Annotated in this window: 19 protein-coding genes; 7 read left to right on the forward strand and 12 right to left on the reverse strand. The window is 42.8% G+C overall.

Annotated features, from left to right (window positions below; all coding sequences use genetic code 11):
- Positions 1-13 precede the first annotated feature (13 nt).
- The gene (locus tag BM528_RS13295) at positions 14-853 is read right to left on the reverse strand and encodes an XrtA system polysaccharide deacetylase (protein WP_071980225.1); all 840 of its coding nucleotides are present in this window, start codon (positions 851-853) and stop codon (positions 14-16) included.
- Positions 854-870: 17 nt separating this feature from the next.
- Positions 871-2,283: a TIGR03013 family XrtA/PEP-CTERM system glycosyltransferase gene (locus BM528_RS13300; protein WP_071980226.1), complete on the reverse strand. Its 1,413-nt coding sequence runs from the start codon at positions 2,281-2,283 to the stop codon at positions 871-873.
- 149 nt (positions 2,284-2,432) lie between these two features.
- Between BM528_RS13300 and BM528_RS13305 the strand changes: the two genes are divergently transcribed.
- From BM528_RS13305 to BM528_RS13320, 4 genes are read left to right on the forward strand one after another with little or no spacing between them, the layout of a single operon-like run.
- Positions 2,433-3,065, forward strand: a complete 633-nt coding sequence (locus BM528_RS13305) for an XrtA/PEP-CTERM system exopolysaccharide export protein (RefSeq protein WP_071980227.1) — start codon at positions 2,433-2,435, stop codon at positions 3,063-3,065.
- A 49-nt stretch (positions 3,066-3,114) separates the two neighbouring features.
- Positions 3,115-4,683, forward strand: coding sequence for an XrtA system polysaccharide chain length determinant (locus tag BM528_RS13310; RefSeq protein WP_071980228.1), 1,569 nt, complete (start codon positions 3,115-3,117; stop codon positions 4,681-4,683).
- Positions 4,683-5,681 (forward strand): XrtA-associated tyrosine autokinase, encoded by a 999-nt coding sequence (locus tag BM528_RS13315; RefSeq protein ID WP_071980229.1) that lies wholly within the window; start codon positions 4,683-4,685, stop codon positions 5,679-5,681. The genes BM528_RS13310 and BM528_RS13315 overlap by 1 nt, the downstream gene beginning before the upstream one ends.
- On the forward strand, positions 5,650-7,341 hold the full coding sequence (locus tag BM528_RS13320) for a hypothetical protein (RefSeq protein WP_071980230.1): 1,692 nt from the start codon (positions 5,650-5,652) through the stop codon (positions 7,339-7,341). Before BM528_RS13315 ends, BM528_RS13320 begins: the two co-directional genes overlap by 32 nt.
- Before the next feature lie 90 nt (positions 7,342-7,431).
- On the opposite strand, the gene BM528_RS13325 is transcribed toward BM528_RS13320, so the two are convergent.
- Both BM528_RS13325 and hldE read right to left on the reverse strand, forming a co-directional pair.
- Positions 7,432-8,496, reverse strand: a complete 1,065-nt coding sequence (locus BM528_RS13325; RefSeq protein WP_071980231.1) for an XrtA/PEP-CTERM system-associated ATPase — start codon at positions 8,494-8,496, stop codon at positions 7,432-7,434.
- 128 nt (positions 8,497-8,624) lie between these two features.
- Complete coding sequence (hldE, locus tag BM528_RS13330) at positions 8,625-10,055, reverse strand: bifunctional D-glycero-beta-D-manno-heptose-7-phosphate kinase/D-glycero-beta-D-manno-heptose 1-phosphate adenylyltransferase HldE (protein WP_071980232.1); 1,431 nt, start codon at positions 10,053-10,055, stop codon at positions 8,625-8,627.
- A gap of 33 nt (positions 10,056-10,088) precedes the next feature.
- Between hldE and BM528_RS18860 the strand changes: the two genes are divergently transcribed.
- Entirely contained in the window at positions 10,089-10,397 is a 309-nt protein-coding gene (locus tag BM528_RS18860; protein WP_232230489.1) for a GIY-YIG nuclease family protein, read from the forward strand.
- A gap of 140 nt (positions 10,398-10,537) precedes the next feature.
- On the opposite strand, the gene BM528_RS13340 is transcribed toward BM528_RS18860, so the two are convergent.
- On the reverse strand, positions 10,538-11,443 hold the full coding sequence (locus BM528_RS13340) for a DUF350 domain-containing protein (RefSeq protein WP_071980233.1): 906 nt from the start codon (positions 11,441-11,443) through the stop codon (positions 10,538-10,540).
- 187 nt (positions 11,444-11,630) lie between these two features.
- Between BM528_RS13340 and glnE the strand changes: the two genes are divergently transcribed.
- Positions 11,631-14,552 (forward strand): bifunctional [glutamate--ammonia ligase]-adenylyl-L-tyrosine phosphorylase/[glutamate--ammonia-ligase] adenylyltransferase, encoded by a 2,922-nt coding sequence (glnE, locus tag BM528_RS13345; RefSeq protein WP_442855888.1) that lies wholly within the window; start codon positions 11,631-11,633, stop codon positions 14,550-14,552.
- Here the strand turns inward: glnE and BM528_RS13350 are convergent.
- The 7 genes from BM528_RS13350 to BM528_RS13380 form a co-directional block, all read right to left on the reverse strand.
- Complete coding sequence (locus BM528_RS13350) at positions 14,524-15,138, reverse strand: TcpQ domain-containing protein (protein ID WP_071980235.1); 615 nt, start codon at positions 15,136-15,138, stop codon at positions 14,524-14,526. The genes glnE and BM528_RS13350 overlap by 29 nt on opposite strands.
- A 56-nt stretch (positions 15,139-15,194) precedes the next feature.
- Positions 15,195-16,124 (reverse strand): LpxL/LpxP family Kdo(2)-lipid IV(A) lauroyl/palmitoleoyl acyltransferase, encoded by a 930-nt coding sequence (gene lpxL, locus BM528_RS13355; protein ID WP_083595400.1) that lies wholly within the window; start codon positions 16,122-16,124, stop codon positions 15,195-15,197.
- A gap of 270 nt (positions 16,125-16,394) precedes the next feature.
- Positions 16,395-16,652, reverse strand: a complete 258-nt coding sequence (locus BM528_RS13360) for a DUF3081 domain-containing protein (RefSeq protein ID WP_071980236.1) — start codon at positions 16,650-16,652, stop codon at positions 16,395-16,397.
- Positions 16,653-16,733: 81 nt separating this feature from the next.
- Complete coding sequence (locus tag BM528_RS13365) at positions 16,734-17,285, reverse strand: outer membrane beta-barrel protein (protein ID WP_071980237.1); 552 nt, start codon at positions 17,283-17,285, stop codon at positions 16,734-16,736.
- A gap of 7 nt (positions 17,286-17,292) precedes the next feature.
- Positions 17,293-18,474 (reverse strand): hypothetical protein, encoded by a 1,182-nt coding sequence (locus tag BM528_RS13370; RefSeq protein WP_071980238.1) that lies wholly within the window; start codon positions 18,472-18,474, stop codon positions 17,293-17,295.
- Complete coding sequence (locus BM528_RS13375) at positions 18,471-19,262, reverse strand: outer membrane lipoprotein-sorting protein (RefSeq protein ID WP_071980239.1); 792 nt, start codon at positions 19,260-19,262, stop codon at positions 18,471-18,473. The genes BM528_RS13370 and BM528_RS13375 overlap by 4 nt, the downstream gene beginning before the upstream one ends.
- 3 nt (positions 19,263-19,265) lie before the next feature.
- Positions 19,266-21,587, reverse strand: a complete 2,322-nt coding sequence (locus tag BM528_RS13380) for an efflux RND transporter permease subunit (protein ID WP_071980240.1) — start codon at positions 21,585-21,587, stop codon at positions 19,266-19,268.
- Positions 21,588-21,859: 272 nt separating this feature from the next.
- Between BM528_RS13380 and BM528_RS13385 the strand changes: the two genes are divergently transcribed.
- Entirely contained in the window at positions 21,860-24,109 is a 2,250-nt protein-coding gene (locus BM528_RS13385) for an acyl-CoA dehydrogenase (protein ID WP_071980241.1), read from the forward strand.
- Positions 24,110-24,296 lie beyond the last annotated feature (187 nt).

Consider the following 24,296-nt stretch of genomic DNA (forward strand, 5'->3'; position numbering starts at 1 on the left):
TACTCTTTATGGCTTATTTAATGTCGTAGGCTTCTTGCATGGTTACCCAGTTGAAGTCTTTTATTAGTTTTTCTATCTTACCTTCCATTTTCGAAAGGTTAATGTAGTGACGAACCTTCGACTTCCACGGCGCGTTATCAAACCTAGGCTGCTGGGCATCTATCTCCCACGGATGAAAATAAAAGCTGTATGGTGCACTTTCCGTTTTCATAAATTCGGTTATACGACGTTTCGATAGCCAGTAGGGGTAAAGCCTAAAATACCCACCCCCACCAATGCCAACGTTAGTGTCTTTTTTGCGAATGGTAGGTATGGGGATTTCTATTAACCCATTGTCTCGTTGATATTTAAAGCGTGGCCACTCGGGCACGCCGTACAAATCGTGGCTAATTGGGTAAGTACTTGAAGAATAGGTAAAGCCTAAGTCTTTTAAAATATCGTAGGCCCAAGTGTTAGAATCGTTAATGGAAAAGCTGGGGGCACGATACCCCTTTAGGGCCACGCCACCAATGTTTTCCAGAATATCTTTGCTTTGCTTAATATCGTCGAATAGTTGCTTTTCTGTCATGGTAGTAGCGCGTTGGTGCGCCAAGCCATGGCTGGCTAATTCGTGCCCTTCTCTCACTATACGCTTGATTACATCGGGGCAGCGCTGTGCTACCCACCCAAGAGTAAAAAACGTACTTTTTACATTATTAGCTGCGAACAAATCTAAAAGACGATTTGTATTATCGCCAACGCGAAGGCTTATTGAATTCCAGTCTTTCTTATCTACTACACCTTCGAACGCAGAAACTTGAAAATAATCTTCTACGTCTACTGTCATCGCATTAAGGCGATTATCTAGCTTCATTGTTTATCGCCCTTTATTTATCGGCCTTTGCCGAAAAGCACCACTTCAACGGTACGTATCAATATAAGAATATCCAGCAACAAGCTTTGATGTTTTACGTAATACAAATCGAACTTGAGCTTTTCCATGGAATCTTCCACACTTGCGCCGTAGGGGTAGTTTAGTTGCGCCCACCCTGCCAAGCCAGGCTTCACGTTATGACGTTGGTTGTAATACGGTACTTCGCGCACTAGTTGTTCTACAAACTGTGGTCGTTCTGGGCGTGGCCCGATGAAAGACATCTCGCCTTTAAACACGTTTAGCAGTTGCGGCAATTCGTCTACCCGATATTTGCGAATAAAGTTACCAATGCGGGTTACGCGATTATCATTTTTACTTGCCCATTTAGCGCCGTCTTTTTCCGCATCGGGGCGCATACTGCGAAACTTTATAATGTTAAACAATTTACCGTTTAGACCTACTCGCTCTTGCTTGTAAAATACTGAAACGCCAGTTCTTCTGCCATCATCAAGATAAATAACTAAAGCAGTAAATAGCATTATCGGCCAAACAAAAAAGAACACTATAAATGCCAGCAACGCGTTAAACGTATAGTCGAGAGAATCTCGCAAATAGTTTTGGGTTTGAAAGCCATTGGAATAGATTACCCAGCTCGGATACATAAGGTTAACCACTATTTGGCCTGTCTCACGCTCCATAAAGTCTAGAAGTTCTGTTACCTCAATTCCGCGTAGCCTGCAGTCGAACAATACTTCTACGGGTAGTGTGCCGCGACGTTGGTCGCAGGCTATTACAATTTCTTCTATTTCATTGTCGGATATAAATTGCTGAAAGCTGTCGTCTATTTTGAGGTGGATTAGCTTTTCTTTTCGTATTCCTTCTTCGCGGTTATCCCCAGGAATAGGAACAAATCCAACTAACTCGAAACCAATTCTATCAACATCTCTGCGCATGCGCTTTTCGATAATAGAAGCGCGTTCGCCGGCACCAAGCACTAAAATTCTGGCTTTCCCTAAACCCAGTAAACCAAGTCTGTTAGTAAAGTACCTGAAAATAACGAGCGTGATGATGATTGCTCCCACCGCTGCAGGTAGGAAATAAGGATTCATAAGAAGGTTGTCAAAAAAGGCGCGGCTTATTACTTCTACTAAAAAGTAACTGAGACCTACACTCACAAATATGCGTCGTATTATGCCACGAAATGTTTCGCGTAATTTGGCCTCATATAAGCCAACAGATAGCGAACAAAGTAAGATTGCAACAGTAAGCATGCCCACGTTCACAATAAGCTTCTCTACAGTAACAGTCTCAGCCATGCCTATTTGTGTGAGGATAAAATGGGAGATATATCCCATATAAGAAATAAGTAATGCTTCAGATAAAACAAGAATATTTGAACGTTTACTTTGGTTACGCTTGTTGCTTGCCACCCCTGGCCTCCAAAAAACTACAGCATTTCACCCATCATAAAGGGATTTATAGTAATAGACTAGAATTGATATTGGCATTATAGTGACATTTACCGTAGGGTAAACGCCAAAAGCAATAATTAACCATAATGAGTGTAGGATGATCTCTTATGTCACGCATTAAAACGCTACTTACATGCTGTACACCCTTTGTTTTGTTAGGCTTAAGTGCCTGTAGTAACACCGGTGTACTCCCTGAAGCCACAACAAGAGCATCGTTAACTACTGACGTTAACGACTATCAATATTTAATTGGTCCAGGCGATTCGCTTACTATTTTTGTTTGGCGAAACCCAGAAGTATCGGGGCAGTTCATTGTTAGGCCCGACGGTAAGGTTACTACTTCCTTAGTTGAGGATATCGACGTAGCCGGCAAAACTCCCACGATGCTTGCCAGACAAATTGAAGAGCAGCTTTCTACCTACATTAACAACCCAAGGGTAACCGTAAGCGTTAATAATTTCTCCGGCCCACTTAGCGAACAAGTGCGTGTAATTGGAGAAGCCACCAATCCAAGTGCAGTAAGCTATACGGAACACATGACGCTACTAGACTTAATGATTGCGGTAGGTGGGCTTACTGAATTTGCCAACGGTAATGGTGCCAAATTAGTACGTGTAGTTGAAGGTAAGCAGCGAACTTACGAGGTAAACATTGATGACCTGATCCGTGAGGGTGACATTACTGAAAACGTAGATATGCTACCCGGCGATATTGTTATTATTCCTGAAGCTTGGTTCTAATCTGCGATTAGTTATTGATGTTTAAGTAGTAAACGGAACAAATTATAAAATGCAGGATTTACAACAAACGCTAACCCAAATACTCGATTACGTAAAAGGGGTTTGGATAAAAAAGCGTTACGTTATTATATTTTCGTGGCTGATATGTCCTATCGGCTTTTTTTATGTCGCCACTCTTCCCGACACATATCAGTCTAAGGCCCAAGTATTTGTAGATACTCGTTCAGTTTTGCAGCCTTTGCTTAGAGGTCTTGCTATACAAACTAATCCCGATCAAGAAATTCAAATGATGGCAAAAACACTGCTGAGCAGGAGTAATGTTGAAAAAATAGCCCGCGAGAGCGATCTAGATATTACTACCGCTACGGAAAGTGAATTTGAGGACCTCGTTACTTCGCTAACAAAGAATATTAGCCTTTCATCTACCGGGCGCAGTAATATTTACAATATTTCGTATTCAAACGAAAAGCCCGTTGTAGCCCAACGCGTAGTGCAAGAGACGCTGGATTTGTTCGTTGAAGGTTCGTTAGGTAATAGCCGAAGAGACACAGATACTGCAGGTCGCTTTTTAGACGAGCAAATTGCTGAGTATGAGTCTAGATTAAGTGAAGCAGAGCAGCGATTAGCAAGCTTCAAGAGACAGTATAATGACATACTGCCATTAGCTGGTACTTATTATTCAAGACTACAGGGCTTGAATACTGAGCTTGAAACTACTCAACTGCAGATTAAACAAACACAGCAGCAAGCTGCATCTTTAAAGCAACAGATTACTAGCGCTAAACAAACAGATAACTTTGATGTCACTAACCAAGACGAGCCTGTACTAAGAACGAGATACGACGAACGTATTAGAGCCCTTGAAGAGGAGTTAGACAGGCTTACACTTAGATTTACAGATCTTCATCCAGATGTAGTGGAAACGAAGGCGCTACTTGATAGTTTGGAAGATGCAAGGGAAAAAGAAATTAAAGCGTTTCTTAGCCAATCGGATGAAGATGGAAGCCAACCTTTAACGGAACTCAATAGAGAGATTAAGCTTGAAGCGAGCAGGCTAGAAAGTCAGATAGCATCGTTACGCGTAAAAGAGTCTGATTTAGAAAGCAAAATTATAGAGCTCGAGAGCAAAGTTGATTTAATTCCTCAAATAGAAGCAGAGTCGACCGCACTTAATCGCGACTACAGTGTTACCCAGCAGAAATATCAAGAACTTTTATCAAGAAAGGAGTCTGCCGACTTATCTAGACGTGCTGATGTGTCTTCAGAAGATTTGCAGTTTAGAATAATAGAGCCTCCGCTGTTACCTAAAAGGCCGTCAGGCCCTAATAGATTGATATTTTATACTGCAGTTCTGCTTGTTGGCTTCGGCTCAGGTATTGGCGTGGCGTTCTTAATCAGTCAACTAAGCCCGGTTTTAATAAGGCCCAAGCAATTGTTGTCTGTGTCGGATTACCCCATTTGGGGAACTGTTACTCACCTAAACATAGTGCAGATTAAGAAAGTTAACCGTACACGCCTTATCGTGTTTCTGATGTCGAGCGGCGCGATTTTAGCCATGTATAGTATTTTGATAGCCGCAGAAGTGATGAACATTGATTTAATTGGAGGCCTGATTTAATGAAAAATACGATTGAGAAGGCACTTCAAAAACAGAAGCAAAGCAAAGCTGCCGAACTTGAAAAAGCCAAAAGCGCTGAAGAAATTGACGTTTCAAGAGACGTGCCTGTAGAAGCGAAAAGCGTGCTATCGAGTGAAACTTCACACTCATCTAGTAAGGGAACTACAAACCCTGAAGATATTCAAGACGATAATAATGTCAAAGGCCAAACGAGCAAGACTGATAATTTTGGAAAAACCAGCAAAATAGCCTCTGAGGAATATGGATTTAATATAGATTTCGAGCGTTTGGATAGAAACGGTCATATTTCATTAAACGGTGAGCGGAAGCAGATAAACGAAGAGTATCGCGAAATAAAACGTAAACTACTGGCAAATGCCTTTGGGGCGCTCTCTAAAACTCTGCACAACCCCAATATTATTATGGTTACAAGCAGCAGGCCTTCTGAAGGCAAAACTTTTACTGCTACTAACCTTGCTATGAGTATCGCCTCAGAGCAAGATAAAACCGTATTGCTGGTAGATGCTGACGTACTTAAACCCAATGTGCTTCGCACCTTAGGCCTTGAAAATAGACAGGGGTTAATGGAGTACTTGAAGGGTGATGTAGAGGACGTGTCTGACGTACTTTATTCAACTAACATTGATAAGTTAAAAATTATTCCGGCAGGTCGATCTCATCACTTGTCTACTGAACTATTAGCAAGCCAAAAAATGCATGACACTGTTGACGAATTTGCCAATCGGTACCCCGACAGAGTTGTAATCTTCGATACCCCCCCCTTAATCGGTATAAATGAAAGTGCCATACTTGCAAATTTTGCTGGGCAAGCGGTAGTAGTAGTTGAAGAAGGCCGAGCCAAAATGGCAGATATAAAGCTGTCTGTCGAGCGGCTGAATCCCGATATGGCCATTGGCTTTGTGGTTAATAAGTCTGTGCATAATGACACTGATGGAAGCGGATATTATGGATATTATTATGCCGAGCGAACCAATTAACACGCGCCCAGTTAAACTTGTGGCGGCTACTCTATCGTCTGCAGTAGCCCTTGCCTTTAGTGGCAACGCCACTGCCAACTTAGAGGTAACGGCAACGGCCTTTGCCGAAAGCGTGTTTCAAGACGTTGAGTCACAAGAAAATGGAAACTTTTCTTTTACAACTCTGTCGATAAACCCGAGCGTAAATGCGTCTTACCAGTCGCGCACGTTTAACGGCCTTTGGCAGGGAAAGCTTACGCATTTAGAACGTGATCAAAACGATTTAAGTCGCGAAGATACCTATGGCGAATACAGCTACTCCGCTAACTGGGCACCATTTGATGAGTTGTTAGTTTTTCAAGCATCAGGAGCGCTAAATTACCAAAATGCACAGGCAGGTAACTTTTTAGTGTCTGATTTTTTTACAAATGCAGATGCCCTAGCAAAAACTCGCTCGAATAGACTTGGAGTGTCAACCACTATATCTCAAGGCGATTGGATCCGCGGTACCGGGCAAGCTTCTTATTCAGATGTTGCTTCTGAACGCAATGCGTTGAACAACGGGTTTGCATTAAATAACGACACTTATCAATTGTCCGGCACTTTAACGAACGGTGATGAAGCCAAATACTTTATTTGGAACCTAACCGGCGGTTTTCAAAACACCGATAGGGCGCAAGCAAATCAGGGAGAGTTTATTTCACGTAACGCCTCTGGGTTTGCTGATATTCACTTTTTACAAAACTGGGCTGTCAGAGTTACTGCAAATCACGAAGGTAACCAGATATCAGCACGAACAGACACTTCAAGCCTCGTGCGTAAATTTGATTCTTACGGAGCTGGTATTACGTACCGGCAGAGTCAAAATCGCTTTATTTCTGTAACGGCCAACACCACTAACTCAGACTTAGAAGAAGACGACAATGAAACATTCATAGGTCTCGATATGCAGTGGGCATTGAGTTCCCGCACGCAAGTGAGTGCTACTTACGGCAGGCGCTTTTTTGGCGAAACCGCTTCAGCAAATATCAGCTACAATTCAAAATATTTTCGTACCGCGTTTGGATATTCAGAAGATGTAACCAACGTATCTCGGTTGTTGGCTAACCCTGAAAATTTAGGGGTGTTTGTATGCCCTGCTAACTCTGGTTCAATTGCTAGTTGTTTCCAACCCAACAGCTTAAGTTATGTGCCAAACGCAGATGAACAGTTTGTTCAAATTACTACCCAAAACTTAGAATTTAACGACGACATCATTATTCGAAAAGCCAGTAACTTTCAGATGGGGTATGACTTTTCTCGGGTAACGGTTGGTATGTCTTTTCGATATTCCGAAGACGATGCTATTGACCAAGACAGGCTAACGCGCACATATTCCGTTGGCTCCACTCTTGCCTACCAGTTAGGCAGCTACACCAATATTAATGCCAGCGTAAACTATGCAGACATAACCCAACGCTCCGATACTTTTGAAGGAGGTGACAGTGAAAACTGGAATGCTTCACTTGGTCTAGAAAGAACCTTCGGTAGGTCGCTTACTGTAAACGCAGACTTAAACTATGTTGATAGAAGTGGAGACCTGCTAAACGGTGGTGGCGGCATTGGAATTGGCAATGGTTTCTTTGGTGCTAACTTTACCGATAGTCGCATAACGCTAGGTGTAACCTATATATTCGAGTAAATTTCGATACGTCTTTTTTAACTATAAGCTACGTATTTCGCTTACTCGCATTGTTAAATGAGGATAGATTTCAAAAGAGTAATATCGCTATTACTCTTTCCCATCATCACTCTTCAGCCTTACATAAGTCTTAAACTTCTTCTTCATCAGCTTATCAACATACTGAGTCATTTTGACTTTTTGCGATATGGCGTCATCTAGCGCGTCTACTAATTCTGCCAGCATATCTAAGTAGTACTTTGTATCGCGGATAACATTGCCCTTTGGCGTCATGATGGTTTTGCTTTCTGGGCTGTCTGCAAACCCCATGTGCTCAGTCACCTCGGCTCCGGTTTTATCGGGCTCGAACATTTCAGACCTTACTTCTTCGATGACTTCGTTTACCGATTCAGCATTGAACGTTTCTAGCTCTTCCAAAAAACCGTAAAGCATAATTCTATCCATCAGCGTGTTTACCTTGCGAGGAATGCCTCGGGTAAACATATGAATGCGCTCATATGCGTCATCTGAGAATAGCTGTAAGCCGTTCCAACCAGCATGATGCAATCGATACTCTATATACTCTCTACACTCTTCAATGGTAAGTGGGGCTAGATGACAAGATGCAACTATTCTCTGCCTAAACTGCTCCATATTAGGTGCTCGTAAAATAGGCTGTAGCTCTTCTTGCCCCAATAAAAAGCTCTGGATAAGCGGCTTTCCGTTAAATTGAAAGTTACTTAGCATCCGCAGTTCTTCGATAGACTCTAGTGGCAAGTTTTGCGCCTCGTCGACAAGAAGCAGTGCTCGGCGCCCTGCCCTGTTTAATTCAAAGAGGAATATTTCTAACGCCTTTAAAATATCGGCTTTGCTTCTACCTTCGGTGGCGATATCGAACTTAGACGCCACCATTTTCACTAATTCATCGGGTGAGAGCTTAGGTGTAACAATTTGCGCAGCGGCGATATCATCTTCAATCTCTTCAAGCAGGCTATTTGCTACGGTTGTTTTTCCTGTACCGATACCACCGGTTATGACAATAAAACCTTCTGCCTGCGATAAACCGTATTGAAGATATGACATAGCGCGCTTGTGCCACTTACTGGCAAAGAAAAACGCGGGATCAGGCGTTAGCTGAAACGGTTTCGAGTTAAGTCCGTAGTAACTTTCGTACATGCAAAATACCGAGTAGTTGTTCCGTTAATAAAACACATTGCAGCCTGTTTGAAGGCTGCAATTCGCTTGAAATTAGCGTTTAAGATGAGCTAGCTATTGAATGTTTATTACAACACTTTTTGACTGGCCTAGCCCAGCTTATTTTTAGTTATTCGCTCAATAATTCCGGTAGTGGAAACCCCATCAGCAAAGCTGAGCACTTTTACTTCGCCACCGTTCTCCATAACTTCAGTGCCACCGGCTATTTGGCCAACACTGTAATCGCCGCCCTTAACCAATACATCGGGCAATAGGCGTGAAATAATACGTTGTGGCGTGTCTTCACTAAAAGGTACAACCCAATCTACTGCACTTAACCCTGCGAGCACAGCCATTCTTCGGCTTTCGTTATTTACCGGTCTGCCAGGGCCTTTTAGTTTAGTTACCGAAGTATCTGTATTCACAGCAACAATCAGCCTATCGCCCAACTGAGATGCTTCTTCGAGATAAGCCACGTGTCCAGCGTGCAGAATATCGAAGCAGCCATTGGTCATAACAATTCGCTCGCCACGGGCTTTCGCTGCTTCTACAGCAATTGCTAATTGGTCTTCGTTCATTACGCCGCCGTCTAAGTGAACAGACTCTTCGCCTAGGGCTAACGCAAGCTCGGTGTTCGACACTGTAGATGTGCCTAGCTTGCCCACCACAACACTCGCGGCCAAATTAGCTAACACGCATGATGCTTGAAGAGGGAGCTTACATGCCATTCCCACCGCAATGGTAGATACTACAGTATCGCCAGCACCAGTAACGTCATACACTTCTTTGGCTTTTGCAGGCAAATGAAATTCAGTATTATCCCCTTCAAAAAGCGTCATGCCCTCCTCAGAGCGGGTAATAAGCAGTGCACCTAGCTTTAGTTCGTCTTTTAACTGGCTCGCCTTTTCCACCAACTCCCGTTCTGATACCACAGGACCAACGATCCCCTGCAGTTCATCCATATTCGGTGTAATTAATGTTGCGCCTGAATATTTAGCAAAGTCGCTCCCTTTAGGGTCAACAACTACACGCTTTCCTTTAGCCAATGCTTTTTTAATCAGTGCTTGAGGATTACTTAAACACCCTTTTGCGTAATCGCTTAAAATAACGATATCGCAAACTTCTAGAGCATCATCAAAAGCTTCTTCTAAATCAGATTTATCAGTATCCGAAAAACTTTTTTCAAAATCTAAACGCAGCAACTGTTGGTTTCTGCTCATCACTCGCAATTTAGTAATGGTGTCGAAGCCATCAACTGGGAAAAACTCACAGTTAATATCGTGAGAATGCAGACGGTCTTTGAGTATATTGGCATTTTCGTCGTTACCACACATGCCTAATAGCGTCACTTTTGCACCCAGGGTAGCCACGTTTACCGCTACGTTCGCTGCGCCTCCGGGGCGATCCTCAGTTTTGTTAACGTTAACTACAGGTACGGGCGCTTCGGGAGATATTCGCCCTGTACCACCACTGTAGTATCTGTCTAACATAAGGTCGCCGACAATAAGCACATTAGCTTTACTAAAATCTGGTAATATCATGGCAAAACAACCCTTTCGATTTTGAAAAAAATTGTGGAAAAAGAAACAACAAGTATAACAGGCAAGTTCACCAATACCCACCAGCGAAGTAAAACCGTTGATTCAAGTCGGTCTGATAAGCCATGCAAAACTAACGTGAAAACCCACGAAGAGCCTGATGTAAATGAGGTGAATAAAGAGGGTAGATGGTTTTTGTATTTAATAGAAAATAAGCTAGGGCAACTTTACACAGGTATTACTACAGATCCCGCTCGCAGAATTGCACAGCATCGAGGTGAAAAACCTGGCGGCGCAAAGGCATTAAAGGGCAAAAGCCCGCTAGCCTTTACGGGCAATTTTTGAATTAAACAGTAAATCCGATGCCGCCAAATTGGAGTGCCGTATTAAAAAGCTAAGTAGAGTACAAAAGAATAAAATTATTCAAACAGGCTTGTTAACCCTTACTAGCACTGAAGAGCCAAGCCCCTCTTCTACTCTTCGCGCTATCCGCCAAGTACAGCATTTATAATCATTGCGTTACCAATACTTAGCGTAAAGCCAAGGGCTGCCACACCAATGTTGTGCTGCTGGTCTACTTCCTGACGAAAGTTCATGCCATAGAGTATAATTTTCTTGTTTACCAACACTAAAAGATGAAGCGCAATTGTTAAACCTACACTCACCATTAACCAGCCAGTGACGTTACTTACATAGCCCGAAGGCTCGTAAACTAGTAAGTTTTTTGCCGCAGAGACTATCATGGCAGTGCCTAACAAATTACCTGCGTGCTCTACCGCTAAAGCGATTTGCCCACCTTCTAAAGCCCCTTGGAACGAATCATTTTGATTATCTCTGGCATACCTGTATTCAAGAATGCGGGTCATCACGAGTAACATGGTCAGCACCACCGCGAAACCGGTGACAATGGCGATGATTGCATTCATATCGCTACCATCTACCCACAGCATGATATTGCGAAGCACGATGGCACTTGCTACCAAACTTGCAGCGTCGACAAGAGCAACACTTACACTGCGCTCTGCAATCATTTCAGGGGTATCGACTTTATTAAGCACTAGTTTGTCGTGGGCAAAACGGCCAAATTTCACCAGCACTATACCTATCAATCCGAAGGTAACCATGCCAATGGCGGCTTCTTGGTAACCCATACCGACATGCCGGCCCACTACTGAACTTAGTACAATACACAGTGACAGCATGCCCCCGGCAATACTGATGCCGAATGCAAAGTTATCTTTTACTCCTAGCTCATCAGTTACTGAGAAGCGCCGGAATGCGCCGGTTAACCATTTCATGATCATAAGTAAGGCGAGAGCAATGCCTACATCCATAGCAAGATAAATCAACAGCTCTCGAGTTAAGGGTACTAGTTTTACTAACGCTTCCACGCTATCTTTGCTCCTTGCACTTTATTTTTCTGCGTATTGCTGACTGACAATCAAACCGTGTATGTTTGTAATTAAATATGGCGTTGCATGATTCAAATACACGGTCTCAACGCGCGATAAAGTGAGTATTTATAAATTTTGACCTAAGGTTGATGCGAGTATTATGCCAAGAGACGAACAAAATAGCATGACAAACGTTGAAAGAGCTGAAAAACACTGGCATCAATTGTTGTCACATAGTGGCACTTCTTCAATAGAAAACAACAACGAAAATAACGATTTAACTACATTATTAGAAGGCAATAAGGACAATCTTCTCACCGCCCTCGCCAGCTCCGAGTTTCTTGCAGAATTTCTTACACAACCGTCTTTATCTTTTAAGAGTGTTGAAAATGTAACTACTGCCCCACCCAACAATAACGCTGAAGATTTCTACACTCAGCGTATCTTAGAATGGTTGGATAATGTTAAAACAGAAGACGAGCTATTAGTTGCGCTGCGCCAATGTAGAAATGAAGAAATGGCGCGAATTACTTATGCCGATGTGCTGAACCTACAAACTATCTCGGTATCTTTGGCCCAAGTTTCTGCGCTAGCTGATTGCCTTATAACCGCTGCCTACAAGTGGCTATACCAAGATGCATGCAAACGCTATGGTAGCCCCATGGGAGAAAATGGCCCGCTGCAAATGTACATACTGGGTATGGGCAAGTTAGGAGGCAGGGAGCTAAACTTCTCCTCCGACATTGATTTGATATTTGCTTACCCAGAAAAAGGTGACACTCAAGGCGGACGAAAGAGCATTGAAAACCAGCAGTTCTTTACCAAGCTCGCCCAAAAGCTTATTCAAGCACTCAATAAGGTAACCACTCACGGGCAAGTTTATCGCGTTGATATGCGTTTACGCCCCTTCGGAGACTCTGGCCCGTTAGTCATGCACTTTGCGGCCATGGAAGATTACTACCAAGACCAAGGGCGACACTGGGAACGGTTTGCCATGGTTAAAGCACGCATTATTAATGATGATGGTTCTAACGATACGCAAACGCTTAAAGACATACTCAAGCCTTTTACTTTTCGCCGTTATTTAGACTTCACCACGCTTGATGCGCTGCGCAACATGAAAAAATTAATAGCAACAGAAATCAGGCGCAGAAAGCTAAGCAATAATATTAAGCTGGGGGCCGGTGGAATTAGGGAGGTTGAGTTTTTTGCGCAAAGCTTTCAACTTATACACGGCGGAAGAGAGCCCAAGCTACAAAGTAAGTCATTACTTACTACTCTAAATGCCCTTAGCGAGCTAGGCATTGTTGAAAGTAGCGTTACAGAGCAACTTAGTGAGAACTATTTATTTTTGCGCAAAATAGAACATACGCTGCAACAAAGCCGAGATAAACAAACTCAAACACTGCCCGATAGCGAATGGGAGCAACAAGCGCTCATTAACGTATTAGGTTTTAAACATTACGACGACTTTTTAGCCAAGCTAAACATAGCAATGGAGCAAATTCACGGCCACTTTAACGAGCTTGTGGAAGAGTCTCATGAAACGCACAGTGAAGAAGATGAATTATTTAGTGCTTGCTTAGACGCATGGCAATTAGAGCTTCAAAGCGATGAATTTGTAGATGCATTTAGCGACCATCTTTCTCGTAAAGAGGCAATGGGCATTTTCGATACCCTTGTTGAATTTAAAGATACTCAGCGAAATTATCGAATGGGTCAACGTGGAGAGGATACTCTGAGTAAGCTTCTCCCCGAGATATTGTATGTATTGGTTATTCAGCATCCAAACAACTCTGTTCAGGTTTTAAGTCGTTTATTAGGTGTTATAGAGGCTATAACTGGCCGTACAACTTACCTCGACTTGCTGCTAGAAAATCCAGATGTACTTAAACAACTGGTTAAATTATGTGAGCGAAGCGGTTGGGTAGCACAAGAAATTAAGCGCTTTCCCCTTTTGCTTGATGAACTTCTCACGCCGTTATATCTGGGGCAACAAAATACCGATATTGTTACCAGCAAGCGAGAGTATGAGCAAGACCTCAGACAAACCATGTTGCGCATTGAACAAGACGATGTTGAGTTGCTCATGGATGCGTGGCGTCAGTTTAAACTTTGTCAGCAGTTAAGAATAGCGGCAAGCGATATTAGTGACTCTCTGCCTATTGCCAATGTGAGTGACAAACTTACCGTGCTGGCAGAAGTGATACTTGAAAACATTCTCAGTGCTGCCTGGATGCAAATGAGCGAACGCTACGGCACGCCCTCTCACTTAGAGGGAACCGATAAAGGGTTTGGCGTAATTGGTTACGGTAAGCTAGGCGGTTATGAGTTAGGTTATGGCTCAGATTTAGATTTAGTGTTTTTGCACAACGCGCCAAGTGGCATTACTACCAACGGCAAAAAGCAAATTGAGGCCCAGCAGTTTTACATCAAGCTAGCCCAGCGCATTATGCACTTGCTTAACACAAAAACATTATTTGGTCAGTTGTACGAAACCGATTTAAGGCTCCGTCCTTCAGGCAATGCCGGCCTGCTATGCTGTCATGTAACAGGTTTTGAAAAGTATCAAAATGAAGAGGCCTGGACATGGGAGCATCAGGCGCTTGTGCGAGCAAGAGCCATTTGTGGAGACCATTCCCTACTCAATCAGTTTAATGATGTACGCAGGCGCATATTAACAAAACCAAGAGACAAAGCCGCTCTGGCAGACGATGTATGTAAAATGCGCACAAAAATGCGTGATCACTTACTGTCTAAAACTCAGCAAAAGGTAGATTTAAAACAATGTGTTGGTGGCATTACCGATATTGAGTTTATGACACAGTACTGGGTGCTAGCCTACTCTCACGACACGAAAGGCCTAACCCAATATACCGATAACCTTCGAATATTGGAAAGTGCAGTCGAAAAGAACATTATCGAACCAAGCACCGCAAAGGGGTTACAAAAAGCGTATTTGAGACTAAGAGAGCAGTATCATCACCTAACGTTGGCTGACTCTAAATTTGCAGACCAAACAGAAGAACTGGATGAAATTCGAGAGCAAGTTAAAACACACTGGGAAATGTTGTTTGTTAATCCACCTGCTCGCACTGATTTTTGAGGAAGTCGGTTTCTTCTGCCGTTACTACCAAAGAGCGTTGTTCGGCGCATAGGTAGGCTTTAACTTCACCCTCAAAGCTACTGTCTATCGCGCTTGCTATTTTGGCTAGCGAACCCGCTATGGTGTTATCTAACTGAAACTGATGCTTGATAACAAAGTCTTGTTCCAGGTTCCAAATTAACTGCATGCCTTCATCTTGGGCATACTGAGAAATAGCCTCTCGAAGTGTATTGCCTTCGCTAAAAGAACGATATTTTTTTTCACCTGTCCAATCGGAATCTGCAGGTCTCGCCTTATTCGTCATTTTTTCAAGTGTGTTATCAAGATTTGGATCTACGCCTGCTATATCGAGAACAAAATCACTTTGCTCATCTTTCAGAGGATCTGTCGCTGACATTCTGAATTCGCTGTAAAACTCACTGAGCCCTTTGGAAACAGAGCGCTCTTCTTTGCGACTTTCAGGGACAGGCGAAGCCTCTTTAGTTTGCAAAAAGTAGATAAGGGCCCCAGCAGCCAACACCAGCACCACCGCTAATGTAATTTGTTTAGCCCAAAACGATGTGCTTGAGTAACCTGTTTGCGCCATTAAACTTTATTCCTAATAAAAACTTTTGAACTTTAAAAAAAATTCCGCACATTTTGCTAATCATAAAGCGAGGGAGATGACTTCGATGGGCGAGTTTTAAACCGCTTGTGCATCCACAAATAACTTTCTGGCTGTTCTTTCACTGCTTTATCGATATGCTCATTAAGCAAGGTTAAAGCGTCATGGTCTTCCATTTCACCTAGGCCAAGCAACGGCGGAAAAATCTTAATTTTGTAGCCTTTCTTCGTGTATTGCGAAGTAATCAACATAGGAACACTTTCAGAGCGACGAATAAACATTAACGTTGCCGTGGTAGTTGCAGTGTCTTTTACCCCACCAAAAGGAACAAAAATAGACTGTTTAGGGCCATAATCCTGGTCCGGCAAATATAAGCATAGTTCTTTGTCTTCCATCGCTGCTAACAGTGCTTTTGCATTGCGCTTATCAATCATATATTTGTTTGACTGATTGCGTCCATGATACTGAAGATAATCTATAAGAGGGTTGTTATGTTTTCGGTAAAAAGCGACGCTAGGATAGGAATAGCCGATACCTCGACAAGCAAACTCAACGTTCATGTTGTGAAGCGCCATACCAAACACCCCCTTTCCGGCTGCCCTAGCCGCCTCTATATGTTCAGCACCTTCAATTTCAAACGCACGCTGTATTCGCCAAGTAGGCCACCACCACCCCATTGCGGTCTCAAATAGCGCCATACCTGTTCGACGAATATTTTCACGATAAAGACTCTCCACTTCATCAACAGATAATGATGGATTCCACAGCTCAATATTTCGTTTAGCCACCTTGGCTCTTTTAGGCACGATTAACGCAATGAGCTTGCCCGCTCCGGCACCCAATTTTCGAATGATTGGTAGTGGTAACCAAGTTATTAGATACAAAATACCTACAGCTAACCACACAGGCCAATAGCGAGGACCAAGAAAAGAGAGTTTAAATTCTGGAGCTTTAATTGCTGCAGCCAAGTTACTATCCGTATAATTCTGCATAAATATAAAGGTTGGCATTGTACCAGAAGGATTTATTTTCAGCTATGCGAAGCACGCATTGATAAGACATGGGACTGGACAGAAGCCTGAAGAGGTTTTGCGTTTTGAGGTTTGTAGTTTGAGGTTTGATTGCAGCTTAATACTTAATGGGCCAGCCTATTTAGACAGCCCACCTATGCAACCGCAAAATTTAAATACTCAATTGGATAGCTCTTTAAATTGCTAGCTTTTTAAATTTGCAGCGCTCTAGTAAGTTTTATCAATCTCTTTAAGCTTTTTCTCAAAAGCATTGTAGTGATCGCTCGAGTCGTAGTCGAAATGGTACTTGTTATGGAAGCCGAATTGCAGCTTTACGTTCACGTCTTCTATGAATAAGGTGTATCCGTCGTGGTCAGTGAACGCGGTTATGCCCATCAGCTTATACTCATCGCCTTCTTTTGCGCCGTGCTGGCGAATTTTATCGAACACTTGGAGTAAAAACTTGCTGTCTAATTCGTTTTTCATTTTCTAGTATCCTCTTAACCTTTTATAACCGCCTAAGATTAATACTCGTTTAGACTTGCTTTGGATTGCTCGAAAAATCAATCAATTGAAGTTATAGCGCAATCCTAAATTCAGCATGTTGGTAGAAAAGCTATCTTCACCGCCGAGGTATGTATATTCAAGACGTATCATGGCATTTTGTGACACATAATAGTCGAAACCCAAACCAACTAACCCAGCAGCTAGACCTTCGTCGTAACCACAGGTTGCTGGCACAGCATCTGTACCGCAAGAGAGAGTGGCAGAAACATCTACTCTCGCTACACCAAGTTTATAAAAAAGTTCGCCAGTAGTGCTGCTCGCTTTTCCAAGAACGGCTAGATAAAGGGCTTCACTTTGCGCGTCAACACTGCCATTCTCGTTACTCTCAGTGTAATCGAATAAGTTCATGTAACCCGCTTCAGCATACCATTGGCGATGTATTTTATGACCATATGCTGCACTGTATGCGACTTCGCGATCGCTCCCGTCATTAAATTCAAAATCCGTATAACCTACCGTGATCACACCGTAGTTTTCAGGTGCAGCTTCTGCGTTCGAACAACCCAATGTTCCCATTAATAATGCACCCGCCATCCATAAATACTGCTTCATCTAAACCTCAAAAATAATACTCTAGTGAAAATTGTACGTGATCGTCTCTACGTAAAAAATAATAAGGATCTTCAATATCGTCTGATGAGAAGAAATACCCGTTGAGTTTCCAACTCCAGTTTGACGTTAAGCGACTAGACGCCTCTACAAAGGCCGAATAGGTTCCTTTTTCTTCTAAATCTTGCACAAAACCAAACAGCATTTCGGTTTCGGCAATATCATTAAGCATTACCCGAAGCCCAGCCATTAAATCATTCTGACCCACGGCAAAAAAGTTGTCCTCTCGCTCATCAAATTGATACTCGGCCAAAAAGCCCAATCCATACCGTGAACCAAACACGCCCTGCTTAGTATATTCAAATCCGGTGACTAATGCCGCAAAATTTTCAGTTTGACCAGAACGATAAATAGATTCAAGTTTAAATAGCCAGGCACCAGAAACCTTTAAAAGATCGACGCCAACTTGGTCAATTTGGGCGTAAAAAGGCAGAATCTCAGGTTCACCATCTGCGCTCAGAACAGTAACAAGTTCAGGCTCGCGTGTGGTACCCGAAAAGACTGAAAAACCTACTTCCCAATCATCTATGGAAGACTGCCACCTAATAGCGACATCCATATTTCGCTCTTCGTCATCAGATTCGTACAGTGCTTCACCTATTGCGATTGGAGGTCTTAGCCTGCCATTTTCTCCCTGAAACGTCCGCTCTCGAAAGTAGGGCATTGCATAGATAGAAAACATACCGAAGTCGGAAAAATAGTTAAAATTCACCATAGGTTGGCCAAGCTTAGCTTCGCCATCTACCTGCTCTACCGTATCAGTTTGATTAATGATATCGACGAGGTGCAACGATTCTGTTTGCCCCCAAAACACTTTTCCTATTCCTACTCTTGTTTCCCAAGAGTCAGCGTAATGTGCCCATTGAAATTCTCTAATGTCGCCATGTGTTCTTTCATTATCGTGTTGGTCTATACGATAAAATGGTTTCACTACTAACGTGTCTGTACCGCCATTCCATTCACTATATAGCTCGGGCATCAGAAAAGCAGAGCTGTAGCTTCGCTCCTGATTTTCATAAAGTGCATCTTGCAAAAAGTAGCGTTGCTCCACCCCCACAACGCCTGAAATTTCTATATCGGCATAACTATTACTAGCCACAAATAGCGCAAAACACGCCCATCCTTTTTTCATCGCGCTCTTTTCAACCTGTTTTTATCAAAGTCACCGTCTGAAAGCTCTGTATTAAAATCTATTTTTTCCGTGATCAAATAGGTCGACTTTCTAGTTTGAACATTTCGCATTTCACTTCGCATAGGTCGCCAAAACTTATCTTCATAAAGCTGATAGTCTTTCAAATGCAAAACCTTAAGCAGTGTTTCTTTTTTGTCGTAAAATTCAATTTTTTGCACTCGGTAATGCGATTTATCTATCCACACTTTTTGTGATGTATACCCTGAATATTCATATTGCGGGACTTGCTTGATAACAAAGCACTCTTCGCCATTTACCTCTTCTTCGCCAATGTACTCATAAGAAAACTTCTCTACTTCGTAGGATGTCATATCTTCAAACGCAAACTCACTTCCTACGAATGGCCCGCTCTTATTTCTTGAAGAGATTCTTTTTACTCTCTTCAACGCGGGTAAGTAAATCCATTGTTCATCAGGCTTTAGTGCGTGAGAAAAACTCAAAAATGCGGTGCCTTTCACATCGCGGGGTGAGTCGAATACCGTTAGGGCTTTATCGCCGTCGCCGTCAATTTCAAGAGATTTTATGCTAAGAGCCCGCTTTGCTTCTTGTCCCTGGGCGTTACGAAGAAGCATTGTGACGCTGGCTTCTGAACTTTCCCATCCTAAATCACGTTTTTTTCTCTCCGTTGCAATTTCAATAGCTTTTGTACTATCGCTTGCTAATAACGTGCTAGGTGGGACTATTGCGAAAGTGATAAGTAATAACGCTTTTGTCCATGTGGCGCTCATATTCTACCCTCTCTGAGTTTGCGCTAATTTTGCTCTACTTTTACGATTATGCGCGTTGTTTCCCAACCAAGCCAGTAATGCAGGAAGAAAAATAAAATCAACCAGCAGCGCTGCAATAATAATAATTATTGTTAACATGCCCATGTGGGCGTTAAGCATAAAACTAGAGGAAGCAAGAACGGCAAAGCCCAATGTCAAAACTATAGTGGTGGTCGTTAACGCCATGCCAACGGAATCAAAAGCAAAAAGAATACTTTGCTCGTTACTTTGGTTTTGGATGCGTGCAGTTTGATATTTTGATAGAAAGTGGACGGTATCGTCTACAATTATGCCCATTGTCATACTTACCACTACGGAAAGTGCCATATTAATTTCACCTGACAACATTCCCCATATACCAAACCCCACTGCCGCTGGTAGTAGATTAGTAAGTAAGCTAACCACACCGAGCTTAACAGAACGCAAAGCAAATATGATAAGACCAGAGATGAGTACTAAAGCAAATATACTGCCCCACACCATATTAGACATATTTCGCTCGCCGATATGAGCAAACATGAGGGGCGGGCTCGCCGCCTCTATTCTATAACTGCTATTTAAGGTATGAAAAAATGCTTTTGCTTCGGTTTCTAGCTTTGTTAGCTCGTTGCTGCCTAAATTTTGAGTAACAGCTACTATTCGCAACGCTGACTTATCAATATCTATTTGGTTTCCTAGATCTAACCCAAAAGGCAGTGACATTTCATATAAAAGCAAGTACTGCGACGTTAGCTCAGAGTCATTTGGAATTTCATAAAAACTCTCAATGTCGCCATTCATATTTTTATTCAAACGTTTCAGCGTATCTGTAAACGTCAATACGTGATTGACTTCATCCCGTTTTTCTAACCAATCTGAAAACGATTCAACGTCGTCTAAAAACTCATGCTTTGTAATGCCATAGGGAATATCCGTGAATAGAACAAAGTCTATATTGGACATTCCACCAAATATCTTATTGTTTACTTCTACCGCTTGCCTAAAAGAACTTCTCTCATCAAAATATTCTACTGCAATATCGTTTAAGCGGTTGTTAAGTGCAAACAGGCTTATAGTCAGAATGACTGCGCTGGACAAGAGAAGCGCTAATTTGTGATTTACAATTACAAACTGCCCCCATTTTGTGAACAATGCATTCTGAGAACGATTGTTGGGTATCTGAGGTATTAGTGATAACATGGCCGGTAACGCAGTAAGCGAGAATAAGCATGCCAGCATAACACCAATGGCAGTCATGTTTCCTAAGTGAGCAAGCACGGGAACGGCAGAAAAGTTAAGCATAAGAAAGCCGATTGCAGTAGTGATACTTGTTATAAATATCGGCTTTTTATTCACTTTTACACTTTCAAGAATAGCGTCGTGAGGCGACCTCCCTTTTCGCTGGAAATACCTCATACCAACGATTACATGAATACAATCTGCAACGGCCAACGTGGTAATAACGGTGGGGACATTTACTGTGGCCGTGCTTAAAAACACACCGAACCAGCCGGTCACTCCCATGGTAATAGCGATAGACACACTCACCACTACCATCGTAAAAATTGCAGACCAAAGCGAGCGAACAATAATTGCTATGGAAACAAATATTAGAAGAAACATCGCTGGTATTAACGTCATAACATCGTGACTTGCAGCAATTGCAAACGCATCATTCATCATCACAATGCCAGTTAAGTAGATGTCATGACTAGGATACCGCGCCAGTAAGTCGGCTTTCAATGACTTAGCAGCACTTGCAATATCCAGTATATGTCTAGTTTGGTCGCCATCGGGCATTTGAATGATGGTGTTCACCACCAGTGCTCTTCCGTCTCTAGAAGCAAGACGACCAATGAGTTCAGGAGTGCTCTCTACTACTTTTTGAACGTGTGCAGTTGCTTCCCCTGCTCTCATCTTCTCAAGTATGAGGTCTTCAACAATTAGGTCGCCGTCTAGATCGTAGGTATTTTGATAGTTTGATACAGACTCAACCCGGGTCGAAAAAGGCATCTGCCATGCAGCTTCCGTTAGTTCAAAAGCAAGGTTGAGTGTTTGAGTGTTATAGACATTCCCAGATTTGGGTACGATCATAAACGCTACATTCTCAGACTTATTAAAGGTATCCTGCATCTCTTCGAATGCTAGCCGCTGAGGGTCTTTTTCTTCAAAGAAGACTTTATAATCTCCTCTAAAATAAAGGTTTTGCGCGCCAATTAACGCAACAACCATCACGATAGCGGTAATGAGCAAGGATACTTTTGGGTGCGCTAAATAGAATGGCGACTGTTCTGAATTGTGAGCCATCACAACTCCTTGGCATTTGTTTTGATAATTTGTTTTGATAAAAGTGTACTCCTTTAACCATCATTAAGACACTGCGCTTATCTCCCAAACGTCTGACTAGATTTAATCGATGTTACATTAACTGTCAGGTGAAGAGCGTTTGAACATCTAACCTCTTGATTTACATGGACATTACAGGATTTTAACTTCTCAATCGACGAATTTTTTTGATCTTTTGTAAATTTGTTGTAGTATTAACCAATACAACTGGTCAGATGAGCGGATGAGTAAACATGAGTATTAGAACTAGCTTAAAAAAAGTGCTTCCCCCAATTTCAGTGACAGAGCAAGAAGCGCTGGACGCGGGTGACGTATGGATTGAATCTTCGATTTATCAGGGTAAGCCCGACATGCAGGCACTTCGCGACATCCCTCAGGCAAAACTGAGTGCGGATGAGCAAGCCTTCTTAGATGGCCCAGTACAAGAGCTACTGGGCATGATTGACGATTTTGAGCTTGGAAACGAAAAGCATATCCCACAAGAGATTATAGATTTCTTGGGTAAGAATCGTTTCTTCTCAATGATAATCCCGAAGAAATTCGGCGGACTAGAGTTTAGCCCTTACGCAAACTCTACCATAGTGGCTACTATTGCAGCGAAAAGCGGCGCAATTGCAGTAACCGTAATGGTACCTAACTCGTTAGGTCCGGGCGAACTGCTTATGCATTACGGTACAACAGCACAGCAGGAATACTGGTTGCCTCGTCTGTCAGACGGTCGTGACATTCCATGTTTCGCCCTAACTAGCCCAGAGGCTGGTTCAGATGCGGGCGCTATTCCAGATGCAGCAATCGTCACCAAAGGTGAATACAACGGTGAAGAAGTTCTTGGCCTTCGCGTAAGCTGGGACAAGCGTTACATCACTCTAGCGCCTATCGCAACTGTGTTAGGCTTGGCATTTAAAGTATTCGATCCAGACCAACTTCTTGGCGATAAATTTGAACACGGTATTACCTGTGCATTGCTACCTAAGTCGCACCCTGGTGTTGAGTTAGGTAATCGTCACGACCCAATGGGCGTTCGTTTCTACAACGGTACGACTCGTGGTCAAGACGTGTTTATACCAATGGATTTCGTTATTGGTGGTCAGAAAAACATTGGCCGCGGTTGGCAGATGTTGGTGAGCTGTTTAGGTGCAGGTCGCGGTATTTCACTACCAGCGATGGGCGTTGCGAGTGCTCAAACAGCGTTTAAAGGCACCGTTGAGTATTCTTTTGTACGTGAACAGTTTGGTTTACCTATCGGTCGTTTTGAAGGTATTCAAGAGAAGATGGCAGACATCGCGGGTAAAACATTCCTGCTCGAGTCTATGCGTGTTCTTACTACTGAAGGCTTGGGCCTAGGTGTTAAACCTTCTGTTGTAACTGCTATTGCTAAATATCACATGACCGAGCTAGGTCGTGATGTATTAAACTCGGCAATGGACGTACAGGCAGGTAAGGCCATTCAGCGTGGTCCTCAAAACACGTTGGCAGGCGGCTATTCAGCGCTACCTATTGCCATTACGGTTGAGGGTGCCAACATCCTTACACGTAACCTAATGATTTTCGGTCAAGGTGCAATGCGTTGTCACCCACACCTTAAAGATATGGTTGACCTAATTCACAGCAACGAAAGTTCTGCTGATGCAGAATTTAACAAAGTACTTCGCAAAACTATCGGATTTAGCGTTAAAAACGCGTTCCGCAGTTTAGGTAAAGGTTACTTACCTTTCCTACGCGAGTCTGAGTCAGCGTTGCCAGAAGTACGTCAGTATGAAAAGCGTGTGAACAGCATTGCTGCAAAACTAGCGCCACTTGCTGACTTGTCTCTTGCTGTGCTTGGCGGCGACCTTAAGAAAGCAGAGCTTCTGTCTGCTCGCTTAGGCGACGTAATGAGTTATCTATACGGTGCGATGGCGGCAATTCGCTTCTACGAGCAACGCATTGAAGACAGAAAGCTGGCACTACCGTACTTTGAGTACGCGATACAGTGGTCTCTACAGCAGGCTGATCAGGCGATTGTTAACTTTATCAACAATTTCCCGAATACAGCAACGCGCGGCCTAATGCGTTTGTTAACTAACACTTACACAAACAGTGTTAAGGGTATTAGCGACGACCTAGTACGTGAATTGTCACTTGCTTCTATGCAAGACAACAGTGTGAAGGACCAGTTAACCCACCTAGTACGTGTAATTCCAGGTGATGGTAACGACATTAACGAGCAAGCGTTTAAAGCGAAACACGCCGTTGCTCACTTACTTAGCAAAGTGCAAAAAGCGCTTCGCAAAGAGCCTGTGGTTCCGTTTATCTCTTTTGAGCATGCGCTTAATAAGCTTCAAGAAAAAGGTGTTATTAACGCTGAAGAAGCAGCAAAACTGCATGACTACAATGAGAAGCGTAAGCTAGCTGTACGTGTTGATGAATACACGTTCGACCTAGAGTTACTGCCAGCGTCACAAACATTGAAAGCAGTTGATGGCGGCAAAAACGCTGCATAAACATCAACATTGAATATTGCGTTGATTTACGTTGTTAATTTAACGGATATTCAAACGCTAACAAACAAAGCCCTGACAACTTGTCAGGGCTTTTTCATTTACATGCTTAATTGCACAGTTGTTTTTAAAATAATGGAATATTATGTGATTGTTTTCTACGCTTACTTAACATTATGAACCTTATAAG

Source organism: Alteromonas sp. RW2A1, from assembly GCF_001886475.1.
GTDB classification, from domain to species: Bacteria; Pseudomonadota; Gammaproteobacteria; order Enterobacterales; family Alteromonadaceae; genus Alteromonas; species Alteromonas hispanica.